Below are 15,114 nucleotides of genomic sequence, written 5' to 3'. Positions count from 1 at the left end.
ACGCCATGCGGCTGCTATTTAAACAGCGTTTTTTCTCATGGCTGGACAGCTATGACATCTACGACGAGGCCGGAGGCACCGTTTACACGGTCGAGGGACAGCTCGCCTGGGGGCACAAGCTCGTCATCCGGGATGCTTCCGGCCGGGAAGCCGGCGTCGTGCGCGAGGAGGTACTCACGCTGCTCCCGCGCTTTGCGCTGTACATGGACGGCCGCGAGGTTGGAGAGATCAAAAAGGGGTTTACCTTTTTCAAGCCCTCCTTCCGGCTCGATTGCAAGGGCTGGGAGATAAACGGCGATTTCTTCGAGTGGGATTACCGCATTCAGGACGCAAATGGCACGGAGGTCGCGACGATCAGCAAGGAGGCCTTCCACTGGACGGACACCTATGTCATTGATGTACGCGACGCGCAAGACGCGCTTTTCGCACTCATGATCGCCCTCGCGATCGACGCGGCGAAATGCTCCGCTGGGAACGGATAGTATTAAAAAGGGTGGGAGACGGATAACCGTCCCCCGCCCTTTTCAAATTGGCAGCCAAAACATTTTATTCCCAAAGAGCCGCCCTTTGTACGTGCAAAACGCATGTACAAGGGGCTTTTTTGATGAAACCTTCCCTCTTTCATCCCCCACGGCAACGTGTACAGCCATACGTCACACCCCCTTCCTAATTAGCAAAGCAGGCCGCGGCTTTCTAGCGGGGGCGCGCCATGAACTCGGCCATACCGGAAAGCATAAAATATAAAGAAGGAGGGATGTCAAATGAGTGATCAGGAACTGTTGCTCTATCAAGCTTTTGGGAACTTTATGACCGAAAATTTATTTTGGCGTTTGTTATATATCAATAATGCTAATTTTGGGACGCCACTGAGCAGCTATGCAAAAAACAAATTATTGTCCATGGATAAATCGTTTGAAAACATCATTTCGAGGATTTATCCGGCAAAAGAGGGGAACGAACTTGTTGTGGCCGTCGCCCAATACAACCGGCTCTTTATCGCCTACGTCGATTGCCTGGTGAGCAATTGCCCCGAAGCAGGCAAACTGAAACGCGAATGGGAAGAGGGCGGCCAGCGCATTGCACGGATTCTATGCAAAATAAACCCCTATTGGCACAAAACAGAATGGTCGGCCATGATCAAACATGAAACGCAATTACTCAATTCCATTGCCAGCAATCTGCAAACACGGGACTATGCCGCTTTCGTGAACACCGCCCCGATCTGCCGGCGGCTTGTCATCGATATGGCGGCATATTTAAGCGCCGGTATTTTAAAGCAAAGGGAAGCGCGTTAATCGGAGCACCCAGGACACGCTGTGCCGCGGGGCTGGCCCGTGTCCGGCGCCGCTTCAGCAAATACCGCCCGGCGGCCTTCCCCATGACCGTACGCCCCGGCGAGTCATCGCGCCCCGCCTGCAAACCATGCGGCGGCGCGCCCTTGACAGGGGCATGCAATCGCCTGTACAATGGAAAAAAGCGTGAAAGCAGGTGTTTTGGATGCCCCACTTTCCCCTTCGCACCGCCGTATGCGCGCTGTTTTTCTGCAGCGCGATCCCTTTTTCCGCAGTTGCCCTTGAAGACGCGCCGCCGCCCAGCGTCATAGCCAGCGCCTGGGCGGAAAGCGGGATTGAAGCTGCCCGCCGCAACGGCATCATTTCCCCGGAAGCCGGGCTAGGTACGGATTACACCCGTCCTATCACCCGCGGGCAGTTTGCACATTTGACGGTCTCGCTGGTCGCGGCCGCCGGGCAGACAGACGTTCCGGCGCTTGCCGCCCATTATGGCCTTGATCCCGCCCCGTCAGGGGAAGCTGTCGCGCCCCCATCGGACGGGGACGGGACCGATGGGCATGATGCAGATGTTTTCCCAGCATCCTCCCCCACGGAAAACAGCGACGCAGACGCCCCCCTGCCGCAGGGCACATCCAGCGAGCAAACCACATGGGCTTCACCGGACGCGCCGCCCGCCCTTACCGTATCCCCATCCAGTTTTACGGACACCGACAGCCTGTATACCGAGCTTGCCGCGCGCCTTGGTATCGTACAGGGCGAAAACGGCCTGTTCCGGCCGGACGACCCGGTCGAGCGGTGCGAGGCCGCGGCGATGCTCCAGCGCTGTATGGCCGTGCTGGGGCGCGGGGAAGCCAATGCCCTGCCGCAGGCCTATACCGACGCTTACGCGATGCCGCGCTGGGCGGTGGAACCTATCAAGTTTGTTTCCGGCCGGACAACGCCGGACGGCCAGCCGCTCATGGGCGGCGCGGACGGGCTTTTTGACCCGTCCGGCCACTTCACGATCGAGCAGGCCATCGTTTCTGCCGGCCGCTGTTACAATTCCCTTCCTGTGGAAGGGGTTGCCGCGGGCTGGCGCGATGCGCCGGGCTACGACAGCGTCACCATTACCATGAGTTTCGGCGGCGACTGCACCTTTGGCCGCGGCGCTACGTTTTCTTACAGCGGCTCGTTCGATGAAAAATATGATACCGTCCGCGACCCCGCTTATTTTTTCAGCGGTATCCCGGAGTTCCATACCGACGACCTGACCATGGTCAATTTTGAAGGCGCGCTGACAGACGCCAAGCGCGCCGCAAACAAAACCTTTGTGTTCAAAGGCCGCCCCGCGTATGCAAAAATCCTGGAAGCGGGCAGTATCGACGTCGTTTCGGTCGCCAACAACCACGCAAAGGATTATTTACAGCAAGGCTTTGACGATACCATCCGCCACCTGTCGCCCTACGCCGCCGTTTCCGGCTATGAACGCATGCCGGTGCTGACCGTCAAGGGCGTGCGCGTCGGCTTTGTATCCAACGTCGGCTGGTCGTTTGACGAGGCGCAAAAGCGTTTCATATCCGGCGCCGTGCGGGAACTGCGTGCCGCGGGTGCGGAGCTGATCGTCTTCAACTATCACTGGGGGATTGAACGCGACTACCACAGTAACGCCACGCAGCGCGCAATCGCGCACTATGCCATCGATTGCGGTGCAGACCTCGTGATCGGCCATCATCCGCATGTGGTGCAGGAGGTTGAGACTTACCGTGGCAAACAGATTGCGTATTCGCTCGGCAACCTCGTGTTCGGCGGGAACCACAACCCATCGGACAAAAACTGCATGATTTTTCAGCAGTCCTTTACGCTGGATCTGGATACCCGCGCCGTTACGGGCGCCAGCTACCGCGCGATCCCCTACCGCATCTCGTCCGTCAATTCCCGTAACGACTATCACCCCGTACCCGCATAACCCGCTTCCCCTTGCGCCTTAAAAAACCTCCCGCTGCAGCGCACCTGCGGCGGGAGGTTTTATGGTATAGGGATTGCTGCGGCGTCAACCGGCCCCAGCAAAGGCATTTATGCGCCGCAACCAATTTCATACCCCTATTTTATCTTCAAAGCCTTGCATAATACAAAATTTCATGTAAAATTGATACGTTAGAACATTTCACCGGACCCTATTTGCGCAAGCAGCCTGCCGCCTACGCCTATGGATGAAAGGCATCCGCCTGCCTTATCCGGCTTTGACAATCCACCAAGGGTGTTCCCGGCCAACCTGCTTGCCCTTCATATACCGTTGCGCGGCCTGCGCGGATGGGAACTTCCTGGCATACCCGGGCAGGAATACGGCCACCCGATAATTATACAAATATTTGATCATTCCATTGATATTTAGACGGATATAGTACAAAGCGGCATCCCCTTGGCAATTATCGCAGCATTTATAGGCTTCCTGTTTGTCCCTGTAAAAGTTCAGTTTAAATGGTATGGAAGTTTTGTCAATGTACCCTAATACTTTGTACAGCATTACAAAATCCGCTAAAATCATTACAAAAGGGGCGGATTAAAATGTTTGGGCAAATTGTCGGCAAAAATATCAGCAAACGGCGCAAGGGCAAAAATATGTCCATCCTCAATTTGGCGCTGGAGACCGGGCTTGACCTCGCGAACCTCAGCAGGATTGAATGCGGGAAGGCCAACCCGACGCTGCAAAAGCTGCGGAAGATTTCCCGTGCTCTCGGCTGCACGCTCTACGACCTGTTCGAGGAGCCGGACGGCAGCCACGCTACGGCGGACCGGTTCATTATGCGCCGCATGTCGCTCTCCCCCCTGCTGCAAAAGGCCTTCCCCGACCCGCTGCTCGTGCTGAGCCTATACGACACCGATTTGCTGGACAAGCATACCGTCAAGGACATCGCCGCCGAAAATGATAAGCCCCTCCCCTAAGGCAGATATAAAGCCCCCTCCGGATACCTTCCGGAGGGGGCTTTTGCTTGCGCGGGGTTCGCCATCCAGGGCGTTACGCCCTGCGCCGTTTATACCATTTTGCCAGTTCGGCCTGTACGATGGAAAGCAGGGACAGCCCCGTCACCGCCAGCCATTGCGCGCCGGTCAGCGCAGTGAGCCGGAACGCCGTTTGCAGCGCCGGGACAAACAGGATGCACGCCATGAGTGCCGCAGACACCGCAAAGGACACGAACAGCCAGGGGTTCAGCCCCTCCGCGCGCACCCAAACCGGTTCGGTGTTCGAGCGCTGGTTAAAGGCGCGCAGCATCTGGGATAGCGCGAGCACGCAGAAGGCCATCGTCTGCCCTGCGGCGTGGTTCCCTGTGACCGTGCCGATCCAATAGGCCGCAGTCGTCATCGCGGCTACAAAAATGCCCTGCGTGACGACGCGGCGCACCAAATCCCGTTCAAACAGGGTGCCTGCCTTTACCGGGGGGTGCTTCATAATATTCTTGCTCGCTGGGTCAACGCCCAGGGCAAGGGCGGGCAGCGTCGCCGTCGCGAGGTTGACCCAAAGGATATGCACCGCGAGCAGCGGCGCTTCCCAGTTGAACACCGTCGCAAGGAAGAGGGTGAGTATCTCTGCGATGTTGCCGACCAGCAGGAACTGGATCACCTTTTGGATGTTGCGGTAGACGCGCCGCCCTTCCTTGACCGCGTAGGCGATGGTGGTAAAGCTGTCGTCCAGCAGGATCATGTCGGCCGCATCCTTTGCGACGTCCGTGCCCGTCACCCCCATGGCGACGCCGATATCTGCCGCTTTGAGCGCCGGGGAGTCGTTGACGCCGTCGCCGGTCATGGCGGCGACCTCGCCCGTGCGCCTGAGCGACTGGATGATACGCAGCTTATCAGCCGGTGAAACGCGCGCAAAGACAGTGGCCTTCCCCACCGCGGCGTCAAGCGCCGCGTCTGTCATCGCGTCCAGCCCGTCGCCCGTCAGGACGGTATCCCCCTCTCGGTAAATACCAAGCTCTCGGGCAATGGCAAGCGCCGTAACCTTATGGTCGCCAGTGATCATCACGGTGCGGATGCCCGCGTCCCGGCAGGTGCGCACCGACGCCGCGACCTCCCTGCGCGGCGGGTCGATCATGCCCACCACGCCCACAAACGTCATGTCATATTCGAGGTCGGCACCATCGTCAACGGGTACCGCTTCGACCCTTTTTTCGGCAAAGCCGAGGACGCGAAGCGCGTTTTCCGACATGGAGAGGCAAAGTTTAGCGATATTCCTCCGGTCGCGGTCCGTCATTGGCCGCACGCCGCCCGCCGTCAGGATGTGGGAACAGAGCGGCAGCATTTCATCCACCGCACCCTTGGTGTAAGCCGTATATTGCCCGCCGGTTTCATGCACCGTGGTCATGCGCTTCCGGTCGGAATCGAAGGGCTGTTCAAACAGGCGCGGGTACCTGTCTTCCAGTGTTTCGTGGTCGACGCCGAAAGCCTGCGTCATATAGATCAGCGCCCCTTCCGTGGGGTCGCCGATAATGCCGCCTTTGTTATCCGGGTCGAAGCTGGCGTCGTTGCACAGCGCGGCCGCATAAGCCAGTTCCCGGTATATCGCCGGATGCCGCGCCGCGGCGGATCCGACGGGCGTGGCTTTGCCCGCCTCAAAGTCGCCGTTGACCGCAACCTGGGTAACCGTCATTTTATTTAAAGTGAGCGTGCCCGTCTTATCGCTGCAAATGACCGTCGCGCTGCCCAGCGTCTCGACTGCGGGCAGTTTCCGGATCAGGGCGTTACGCTTCGCCATACGCTGTACGCCCAGCGCCATCACAATGGTCGCGGTCGCGGGCAAACCCTCGGGGATAATCGAGATCGCAAGGGAAATAGCGACCAGGAATTGTGGGATCAGCGGGCGCTGGTAGATCGCGCCGATTGCGAAAATCAGCACGCACACGGCCAGCCCCACGACCGTCAGCGTTTTGCCGACGGCGTCCAGCTTGCGCTTGAGCGGGGTGTCCAGCGCATCCTCATTTTCGAGCATCCCGGCGATATTGCCCACCTCGGTATCCATGCCCGTCGCGACCACCACGCCCGTCGCACGCCCGTAGGCGACGATTGCCGAGGCGTATGCCATATTGCAGCGGTCGCCCAGCGGGCAGCCCTCCGGGAGCGCCGCGCCGGCATCCTTTTCCGCCGGTACGGATTCGCCCGTCAGGGACGCTTCCTGCACCCTGAGGTTTGCGGTTTCCAGCAGGCGCAGGTCGGCGGGCACCATGTCGCCGTCGCCGAGGTGCACGATGTCACCGGCAACCAGCGTGCCCGCCGGGACGATGCTCTCCTCCCCCTGCCGCAGGACGCGCGCCGTCGGCGCGCCCATCTTGCGGAGCGCTTCCAGCGAAGACTGCGCCTTTTTCTCCTGCACAATGCCGATGACAGCGTTGAGCACGACAATTGCAAAAATTACCGCGGCTTCCGTCCATTCCCTCAGGATGGCGGAAAATGCGGCCGCGCCGACCAGGATCAGCACCATGGGGTCGAGCACCTGCGCTTTCAGCATTTGCAGGATGGTTTTCGGGGGCTTTGCCCGCAATTCGTTAGGCCCGTTTTTCCTTAGCCTTTCGGCCGCCTCGGCGTCGCCCAGCCCCTCCTCCGAGGTATGCAGAGCTGCATAGATCTCTTGCAGGGTTTGTGCGTGCCAAGGCCGTCGTTTGTGATTATCCATATTGGATATACCACTCCTTTCAAAAATATTAGTATGTATCTGACCGCTGTGAAGCGGGTGCAGCCTTTGTCCCGTCCGGGCAATTTCCGGACGCAAAAAGGCATAACCCGTTCCCCCTTGCATACGGGGACAGGCTATGCCTTACTCTTTGATTCTTATTAGATTTGCATCTGTCAGCGTCGCTACTGTCTGTGTCGTCCATAGTGCTGTAAAAACCCTTTTCCATTCATCAGTAATTGTGCCCTATTATAGGGGGAAGGCCGGGCAATGTCAACGCCCAGCCATAAGATTTTACACGCTCTTTACAATTTGTGAAAGGGCGTCCCCTTGGGACGGCTCTTGCCAAACGCCCGCCACGCCGGATTCCAGAATATGTACCTCCCCGGTATGGGTGTCGTATTTCGCAGCGGCAAACACCAAATCCTGCACGCCAGCCAGCGCCGGGTCGTCCCGGAGCAGCTTCAGCGTATTGCGAATGTTGAAATCCTCCGCAAGCCCCGCTACCCGGTCGGGCGAAGCGGCCTGCTCGCGGGCCCGCCGGACCGACGGTGCGATTTGCTCCAGCACCCTGGCCATGCAGCCCGCCCCGTGCCCGTCCATCGCGCCCGCCACCGCGCCGCAGCCGGAATGGCCGAGCACCAGCACAAGCCGCGCCCCCAGTTCGGTCACCGCATATTCCACGCTGCCAAGTTCCAAATCGGAAACCACATTCCCTGCCGTGCGCACCGAGAAAAGCTGCCCCAGCCCCTGGCAAAAGATCAATTCCGGGGTTATGCGGGAATCCGCACAGCACAGCACGGCGGCGCAGGGGCGCTGCCCCTGCGTATAAAGGCGCGCGACCTCCGCACGGCCTGTTGCAACCGGGCAGCGTCCTTCCAGGAAGGCTTTGTTCCCTGCCATCAGGCGCGCCAACGCCGTCTTTCCATCTCCACAATTTTCCATTCAGCGCACCTCCTTGCTTGCCATAATATCATATCCCGCACGTGATAGCAATAAAAACGCCCCGGACGGCATCTTGCCATCCGGGGCGTGCCGCGGTTTATCCTTCTGCCGCCGCATCCGTAACCTCGGTATTTTTATCCTGCAGCGCCGCAAGATCTGCCGGGACATAGTCGACTGCAAGCTGCTGCTCATCCGTCAGCCCGTTGTACCACTGCAGCCATTCCAGCGTTTCCTCCGATAAATCGCCCACATCGTAAAATTCGCCGTCAAACCGGATCCTGCTCCCATCCCCGCTCCGGTGTTCAAACACAATCCATTTATCATTGAGGAGGATTTCTATGGTGCCTTCTTCCCCATATTGGTAAGGATAGCCTGCGCCAAAATTCGATTCGCCGTCCTGCGCCGGAGTCTCAGAACCGTCGACCGCAGACGTAATTTCGCCGTCCATCACGCCGCAGCGTCCATCCGCCGTGCTTTCCCTCCCCGTGTCATAATAAAGCTTGCCGTCCACCATCACCATGGGGATTCTATCATAGCGCGGCGCCGCCCCGCTGACCAGTTTGATCGCATAGGCGCCGCTGATCTGAGCCGGGTCGCTCTCCGCAATGCCGCCATGGTAGCCGACGGCAACAATATCGCCCACGTCCGCGCCCGCCAGGTAGGCGATCGACTGTTCCTCCGATATCCCGTCCGTGCCAACAGCAATTTGCGCCGCAGACTGCCGCTCCGACGTACCCTCCAGCGGCTCCACCAATAGGCATGTATCCGAAACCTCCAAGACCGCCGCTTCAAATGTCTTGTCCACCGCCGTGACCTCTGTCGTCGTGCCGCCGTCCGCACACCCCACGCATGCGGAGATGAAAACCGCCGTGAGCACAAGCAGCGCAAGATGCCTTTTCATGGTAAGCGCCCCCTTATCTTCCTGTTATCCATATAGACGCAAAGTGTCCGGAAATGTTTCACAGCCCTTGCCCGAGGGAAAGAAAAACCCTCCTGCAGGCACTGACTGGCAGGAGGGGGTTGGGGGAGGTGGATATAAAAGGGGGATAAAATGAAAGTTTGTCCGTTTGATGTGTTTATTATACCAGCCCGATTGCGCGCGGTTGTTAACGCACTTTAAATAGATATTGAATATTGCGTAAATGTACCCAGGGGAACTGCCCCAGCCGGTACATACATGCCGATGCATTACAGAATCAGCCTTATCCCCCGCCGAGCGTCAACTGGATCGGCGGGACGGGGCGGAGTTCCTCCAGCTGCAGGCCGCAACTGCGCAGGTACGCTTCCGCTATCGGGAGCTGCTGCGTCACCAACCCCTTCACCGCCTGGGCGCATCCCTCTACATCGTGCGCCTTCAGGCGGCAAATCACCGTGTCTGAAAAATCGGATATCGCCTGGTCGACCCCTGACACGCCCGGAAAGGACGCTTTGAGCGGGTACCCCCACAAGAACAGGCCATAAATCGTGGCATAAATTTCACGGATGCCGTCCAGCCGGCTGTGAATCACCATAAAAATCAGGTAACACCAGAGCGATATCCCGCCCAAGCCCGTATCCCGGCACGCTTCCAACTCGTGGCGCAGCGCATCCATGTTTTCCGTGCCGCCCGTCCCGAGGACGTTGCGCGTCACGCCTTCGCAGGAATAAATCACAAGCTCCAATGCCTGCACAAAAAAAGACAAGTTGCGGCGTATCGCCGGATCCTTAAAATTCGGGGCCGCGCCGCGCTCCCCGACCGTGAAGATACGGATCCCTTTCCCATTGATCGGCCGCACCGCGCCGACCTGCCGCAGCAGGTTAACCGTGCGGCGCATGGTACTGACCGATACGTGGTACGCCTTCGCCATCTTTTCATAGGAAGGGAGGTATTGCGCCGTCCGGTATTCCCCCAAATAAATTTCATGCAGCAGGCGCGACGCCAAGCTGTAGCAGATTTGCGGGCGTTCCCGGTAAATCCGCCATACAAAAGGGATTTGTTCCGTTTGCCCCATAGGCGGCACGGCCTTTTGGAGCGCCGCTATCGCCGCGGCGATAAGGTCATGCTGGAAAAGCCACAGGTCGTGTTCCAGCTGCGCCCAGTCCTGGCGCGCCGCGCAGACCAGAACCCTTTTCGGCCATTCCTCCAAGGCGCAGCGGCTATGGTAGTACGGCCCCGCGTAGCCGGTGAGAAATAGGAACCCCCAGAAAAACGTGATTTCCCAGAAAAGGTTCATCACCAGCGCATTTTTGAGCTTTTTAAGGATGAACCCAAAGAAATGGGGCAGCTCGCTGATTTTTTCCTTTCCGGCCAAGCGGGAAAGATAGGCAAGGTCGGCCTCGTCCGCCCTGCGCAGGCCTTCCACGAGCATGGGGAAGAGGATCAATTCAGCCGACTGGCAAAGGTCCTGGAAGGAGTACATCCGTTTTGCAAAATAATCAATGGCGTACGCCTTTGCCTCCGCATCGGATTGCCGGAAGATTACCCGCGTCTGCCTGCCGTTGCGCAAATCAATATAACCTTCGTCCCGCAGCCGGCGCAGCGCCAGTTTGACCGTTTCTGCGGACACGCCGATCTGCTGGCTCAAAAGGTCGACCGGCGGCAGCGTCGCGCCGTATTGATAATATTGAAAGCGGATACGCATTAAAAAAAATTCATAAATAAGGTCCGAAAAATGCTCTTCATTCCGCAACCGCCCATCGCCCCCCATTTTTGTAATCTTATTTATTCTAACATTTAATCCGCAAAGATTCCAGAAGTGCATTGAGTTTTTCCGCCTGATCCTTTATAATTTAAACAACTACTTATGAACAAGGTTGCGTTTGCGATACGCCCGCACCGCCGTCCGAAATTGCGAGGGCATCCCCGGACGGAAAAAGGCTGCGCGAAAATAGGATAGGGGGCACCATTATGGCAGAACAGGAAAGCATGCACACTGGCCGCGACGCAGAGGCCAGACCCGCGGAATATGAGTACCATACCCTCATGCAGCTGCTGGGCGTCAGTGTGAGCAAACACCTGCTGGACGAGCATTTTACACTGGTTTGGGCAAACGAGTTTTATTACAAGCTGATTGGCTGGCCGAAGGCCGAATACGAGGCCACGTTCCATAACCGTCCCGACCTTTATTACCAAAACGACCCCAAGGAATGGGAAGAACTTTCCAATACCGTCCTGAAGGCGCTCGAAGCACATCAGGACGGCTACCGCATGGTTTCGCGCATCCGGCGGAAAAATGGGGAATTGATTTGGGTGCAGTTCTCCACGCAGTTTGCGGATGAGTATATCGACGGCTGCCAGGTCGCCTACTCCGTACTGACCAATATCGACGACCTCGTCCGCGTACAGCGCGAACAATCCGTCACCTATGAGAACCTGCCGGGCTTTGTTGCGAAATACCGGATAGACCACCTGGACACCGGCCTCGACTTGACGCTTCTGGATTCCAACACGCAATTTTTAGATTATTTTGGCGCGGCGGATGAACATGGCTCGAACCCCTTATACCGCGAAAACATCGAAAACAATTTTGACGTGCTCAGCGCGCAAAAGGAGAATATGCGCGCGGGCAAGCCGCTGCATTTCGTGATGCATGTGGAAAGCCGCCATGGGCAGCAGCTCTGGCTGCAGGTAAACGCCGCCTGCCTGGAGTGGCAGAACGGCGCGCCCGTCTATCTGGTCATATTTATCGACATCACGGATGTGACCGAACTGCGCGAGATGCATAAAAAGCTCACGGAACAGACGGAGGCGCTCAAGGACGCCCTTGCCGTCGCGGAGCGCGCCAACCAGGCAAAATCCACCTTCTTATCACGCATGAGTCACGAAATCCGCACGCCCATGAACGCCATTATCGGCATGACCACCATTGCCGCGGCCTACATCGGCGACCAGCAGCGGGTGGCCGACTGCCTGCAGAAGATCGGGTATTCGTCCAAGCATCTGATGACCCTGATCAACGATATCCTGGACATGTCCAAAATCGACGAGGGCAAGCTGCAAATCGCCCGCGACCCCTTTGACCTCGAGACGGTCGCCGAGTCCATAACCTCCATCATCTACCCACAGGCCACAGCCAAGGGGCTGGCCTTTACCGTGTCGCTTGTGGATATTACCGGGACGGTGCTGGTGGGCGATTCGCTTCGTCTCAACCAAGTCCTGCTGAACCTGTTGTCCAACGCCCTCAAATTCACGCCGGCAGGCGGCACGGTCTGTTTGAGCATCCAGCAGCTCCATCGCAGGGCTGGACGGGTGCGCATGCGCTTTTCCGTGAGTGATACCGGCATCGGCATGAGCGAGGAATTTATGGAACGCCTGTTTACCCCCTTCGAGCAGGAAAGCATTTCTACCAGCCAGCGGTTCGGCGGCACCGGGCTGGGTATGGCGATCACCAAAAACCTCGTGACCCTTATGGGCGGTACGATCGCCGTCAAAAGCGAATTAGGCGAGGGTTCCACGTTTACGGTGGAACTGGATTTTGATATCCCGGAGGGCGCAGACCAAATGCAGCCAACAAAGCAGCCCGGGCTGGCATCGCTCAAGGTGCTCATTACGGACGACGACCGGGATAGCTGCATCCACACTTCCCTGCTCTTTGAACAGCTTGGCATCCGATCCGACTGGGTGCAGACGGGGAGCGCATGCTTGGAGAAAATCCGCGCGGCGCAGGAAATAGGCGACGATTACGACGTATGCCTCGTCGACTGGAAGATGCCCGACGCCGACGGGGTGGAAATCACCCGCCGCATCCGCGCCTTGGTTGGACCTGATACGCCCGTCATTATCCTGACCGCGTATGACTGGAGCGCCATTGAAGACAGCGCCCGCCAGGCCGGCGTCAACGCGTTCCTGTCCAAGCCGGTTTTTGCATCCACCCTGTATAACACGCTGCTCTCTGTGACAAGCTTTGGCAAAGCGGGCGCCGCTGCATCGGAAGGCGATAGCCTTAAGCGGCCGGAACTCGCAGGATACCGCATCCTTTTAGCCGAAGACAACGACTTGAACCGTGAAATTGCGATGGAGTTATTGCAAATGACCGGGATTTCCGTGGATTCCGCGGAAAACGGCCAACAGGCGCTCGACCGGTTTTTAGCGGAGGGGGACAACTATGATCTCATCCTTATGGATGTGCAGATGCCCGTCATGGATGGGTACCAGGCTACCAGGGCGATCCGCAAATCCGGGCACCCGAAGGCAAAAAGCATCCCCATCATCGCGATGACCGCCGACGCGTTCCATGAAGATGTAATCTGCGCTGCAAAGGCCGGGATGAACGGCCATCTTGCCAAACCGATCGACCCCAAGCTGCTGTACCAAACGCTGGCCGACACCCTGGTGGGCGGTAGCGCATGACCGCCCTACCCTCTTCCCTTTTGCCAGCCCCAAACCGCCCCCGGCCAGGAAATTCAGGCCGGGGGCGATTTATATGGCATTTTTCCGTGCCCGCGATGGCTGTCCGGTTTCCCGGGACCATCGCCGGGCTGACGCGGCTTTAGGCACCTTGCTTTATCTTGTGCCAGCTCCCCAAATGCTGCAAAACCGATAGACCCGATGCATAAAGCGCCCGCTCGCACAAATACTAACCCAAAACTGAAACAGGGGGATGTATGATGCACAAAAAAGTCTGGAACTGGATACTCATTGCGATCGCAATCGTCATCATTGCAATTATTATCTGGCTTGCGGCAACCGGCGGCAAATCCGATGGCGATGCCGGGGCTGGCCACACCGCCCATACCCAAACAAACTCCGCTTCCGATCCCGACCTCGAGAGGTATATAAAGGAACAGGATGCCGTCATGGCGGATATGATGGACGCCATGGAGGGCGTCAGCCCCTCCGGCAGTGCGGACGTGGATTTCCTCGCGGGCATGCTACCCCATCACGAGGCGGCCGTCGCGATGTCTGAAAGCTATTTGCAATCTGGCGGCAAAAATGACACCCTGGAAAAACTCGCAAATGACATTATCACCGCGCAGACCGAAGAAATCAAGCAGATGCAGACGATGCTGCGGGACAAGAAGGCAAGCGGCAATATGGATGCGGCAAAGGCCGAGGCGTACACCAAGGCTTATCACGAAATGATGCACGGCCATACCATGGCGCACACGGCTGCCCAAAGCGTCGACGAGGCGTTTGCCGAGGGCATGATTATGCACCATCAAATGGCGGTCGATATGGCAAACGCCATTCTGCCAAATACGGACGATCCCGGGATCTCGGAACTGGCGCAAAATATTATTGACACGCAAAACCAGGAAATTGCAGACATGCAGTCTATCTTGGACGGGCTCCGCCCCGCTGCATAAGCCTCCCTCCCGCCCCATTGGGGCGGGCTTTTTTTGCCTGACCCCTCCCCCCGCCTTTCATATGCGGCGCTCCCCGCACCGTTATTGCTGCGCCGCATAGGCTGAAAGGGAGGTGATTTATTTTGACAACGATGACGGCGACTGTCATTTCGGTGCAGAATGGCAGCCTGCTTGTATTTGACCTTAGATCGCGGCAACGGGTGCGTGTCATCACACGGAACGCCCGCTGCTTCCGCCCCGGCAACTTCGTATGCATCCGCTATAACGGCGTAATGACGCTGAGCATCCCGCCACAGATTCGCGCAACCCGTATATCCAGGATCCCGCCCGTCGGCCCTTGGCGCAACTGGTGCCGTTAAACACGCCGCCCCTCCACCGGGGCGGTTCCCTTTTGCCTTTGCTTTCAGCCGGACGCTTTTTCTCTGCCGGCATATGCTATAAACGAGGTGATTCATTTGGGATTCTACTTGAGCCGCCCGCTTGCCATCGCGCATGTCAGCGGCGCGGCCGACGGCCCTACGGGCGACGTGTCTTTCTACCCATACAGCGGGAATACCCTGGTCGTAGCCGATATACGGCGGCTCCCGCATCGCGACGCGCCCTGCGCATCCGGCATATTCGGCTTCCATATCCACGAAGGCGGCTCCTGCGGCGGCGTCGGTTTCTCCGACACGAAAGGCCACTTTAACCCCGGGGGTTGTGCGCATCCGCATCATGCAGGCGACCTCCCGCCGCTGTTTGAATGCAACGGCCGCGCGTTCATGGCCTTCCTGACAGACCGCTTCCATATTTCCGACGTTATCGGGCGCACTGTGGTGATCCACAGCCAGCCGGATGACTTTACGACACAGCCGGCGGGCAATTCCGGCGAAAAAATCGCCTGCGGCGTCATCCAGGCCGCCTAGCCGATTGTAACACGGCAAATAAACGGCCGCCCCGAAAATGGGG

The 15,114-nt window shown here is 58.1% G+C and carries 11 protein-coding genes; 7 read left to right on the top strand and 4 right to left on the bottom strand.

Features of this window, described 5'->3' with window-relative positions; translation table 11 throughout:
• Nucleotides 1-5 precede the first annotated feature (5 nt).
• The 4 genes from CZ203_RS09375 (at nucleotide 6) to CZ203_RS09360 (ending at nucleotide 4,214) form a co-directional block, all read left to right on the top strand.
• The gene (locus tag CZ203_RS09375) at nucleotides 6-482 is read left to right on the top strand and encodes an LURP-one-related/scramblase family protein (protein WP_087065841.1); all 477 of its coding nucleotides are present in this window, start codon (nucleotides 6-8) and stop codon (nucleotides 480-482) included.
• A gap of 279 nt (nucleotides 483-761) precedes the next feature.
• Entirely contained in the window at nucleotides 762-1,295 is a 534-nt protein-coding gene (locus CZ203_RS09370; protein ID WP_087065840.1) for a hypothetical protein, read from the top strand.
• A 202-nt stretch (nucleotides 1,296-1,497) separates the two neighbouring features.
• The gene (locus CZ203_RS09365) at nucleotides 1,498-3,237 is read left to right on the top strand and encodes a CapA family protein (protein WP_087065839.1); all 1,740 of its coding nucleotides are present in this window, start codon (nucleotides 1,498-1,500) and stop codon (nucleotides 3,235-3,237) included.
• A gap of 599 nt (nucleotides 3,238-3,836) precedes the next feature.
• Nucleotides 3,837-4,214: a helix-turn-helix domain-containing protein gene (locus tag CZ203_RS09360; RefSeq protein ID WP_159456451.1), complete on the top strand. Its 378-nt coding sequence runs from the start codon at nucleotides 3,837-3,839 to the stop codon at nucleotides 4,212-4,214.
• A 73-nt stretch (nucleotides 4,215-4,287) separates the two neighbouring features.
• Here the strand turns inward: CZ203_RS09360 and CZ203_RS09355 are convergent, their stop codons facing one another.
• The 4 genes from CZ203_RS09355 to CZ203_RS09340 form a co-directional block, all read right to left on the bottom strand.
• Nucleotides 4,288-6,939: a cation-translocating P-type ATPase gene (locus CZ203_RS09355; RefSeq protein ID WP_087065837.1), complete on the bottom strand. Its 2,652-nt coding sequence runs from the start codon at nucleotides 6,937-6,939 to the stop codon at nucleotides 4,288-4,290.
• A 291-nt stretch (nucleotides 6,940-7,230) separates the two neighbouring features.
• Entirely contained in the window at nucleotides 7,231-7,881 is a 651-nt protein-coding gene (locus CZ203_RS09350; RefSeq protein WP_087065836.1) for a carbonic anhydrase, read from the bottom strand.
• Between the two features lie 97 nt (nucleotides 7,882-7,978).
• Entirely contained in the window at nucleotides 7,979-8,782 is an 804-nt protein-coding gene (locus CZ203_RS09345) for a hypothetical protein (RefSeq protein ID WP_087065835.1), read from the bottom strand.
• Nucleotides 8,783-9,083: 301 nt separating this feature from the next.
• Nucleotides 9,084-10,568, bottom strand: a complete 1,485-nt coding sequence (locus CZ203_RS09340) for a GntR family transcriptional regulator (RefSeq protein ID WP_268875367.1) — start codon at nucleotides 10,566-10,568, stop codon at nucleotides 9,084-9,086.
• Nucleotides 10,569-10,768: 200 nt separating this feature from the next.
• Here CZ203_RS09340 and CZ203_RS09335 point away from each other — a divergent pair, with 200 nt between their 5' ends.
• The 3 genes from CZ203_RS09335 (at nucleotide 10,769) to CZ203_RS09325 (ending at nucleotide 15,071) form a co-directional block, all read left to right on the top strand.
• Nucleotides 10,769-13,210 carry a response regulator gene (locus CZ203_RS09335; protein ID WP_087065833.1) on the top strand — a complete coding sequence of 814 codons (2,442 nt, stop codon included), beginning with the start codon at nucleotides 10,769-10,771 and terminating at the stop codon, nucleotides 13,208-13,210.
• Between the two features lie 254 nt (nucleotides 13,211-13,464).
• Nucleotides 13,465-14,166: a DUF305 domain-containing protein gene (locus tag CZ203_RS09330; protein ID WP_235847499.1), complete on the top strand. Its 702-nt coding sequence runs from the start codon at nucleotides 13,465-13,467 to the stop codon at nucleotides 14,164-14,166.
• 455 nt (nucleotides 14,167-14,621) lie between these two features.
• On the top strand, nucleotides 14,622-15,071 hold the full coding sequence (locus tag CZ203_RS09325) for a superoxide dismutase family protein (protein ID WP_235847498.1): 450 nt from the start codon (nucleotides 14,622-14,624) through the stop codon (nucleotides 15,069-15,071).
• Nucleotides 15,072-15,114: the final 43 nt, after the last annotated feature.

This window comes from Intestinibacillus massiliensis (genome assembly GCF_900155735.1).
Taxonomy (GTDB): domain Bacteria; phylum Bacillota; class Clostridia; order Oscillospirales; family Butyricicoccaceae; genus Intestinibacillus; species Intestinibacillus massiliensis.
Note: the sequence above shows the minus strand (reverse complement) of the source record. Positions and strands in the feature narration are given on the sequence as shown.

Bases quoted from the DNA above. Each gene is read 5' to 3' on its own strand.
- CZ203_RS09375 (WP_087065841.1), top strand. From the start codon at position 6: ATGCGGCTGCTATTTAAACAGCGTTTTTTCTCATGGCTGGACAGCTAT.
- CZ203_RS09370 (WP_087065840.1), top strand. From the start codon at position 762: ATGAGTGATCAGGAACTGTTGCTCTATCAAGCTTTTGGGAACTTTATG.
- CZ203_RS09365 (WP_087065839.1), top strand. From the start codon at position 1,498: ATGCCCCACTTTCCCCTTCGCACCGCCGTATGCGCGCTGTTTTTCTGC.
- CZ203_RS09360 (WP_159456451.1), top strand. From the start codon at position 3,837: ATGTTTGGGCAAATTGTCGGCAAAAATATCAGCAAACGGCGCAAGGGC.
- CZ203_RS09355 (WP_087065837.1), bottom strand. From the start codon at position 6,939: ATGGATAATCACAAACGACGGCCTTGGCACGCACAAACCCTGCAAGAG.
- CZ203_RS09350 (WP_087065836.1), bottom strand. From the start codon at position 7,881: ATGGAAAATTGTGGAGATGGAAAGACGGCGTTGGCGCGCCTGATGGCA.
- CZ203_RS09345 (WP_087065835.1), bottom strand. From the start codon at position 8,782: ATGAAAAGGCATCTTGCGCTGCTTGTGCTCACGGCGGTTTTCATCTCC.
- CZ203_RS09340 (WP_268875367.1), bottom strand. From the start codon at position 10,568: ATGGGGGGCGATGGGCGGTTGCGGAATGAAGAGCATTTTTCGGACCTT.
- CZ203_RS09335 (WP_087065833.1), top strand. From the start codon at position 10,769: ATGGCAGAACAGGAAAGCATGCACACTGGCCGCGACGCAGAGGCCAGA.
- CZ203_RS09330 (WP_235847499.1), top strand. From the start codon at position 13,465: ATGATGCACAAAAAAGTCTGGAACTGGATACTCATTGCGATCGCAATC.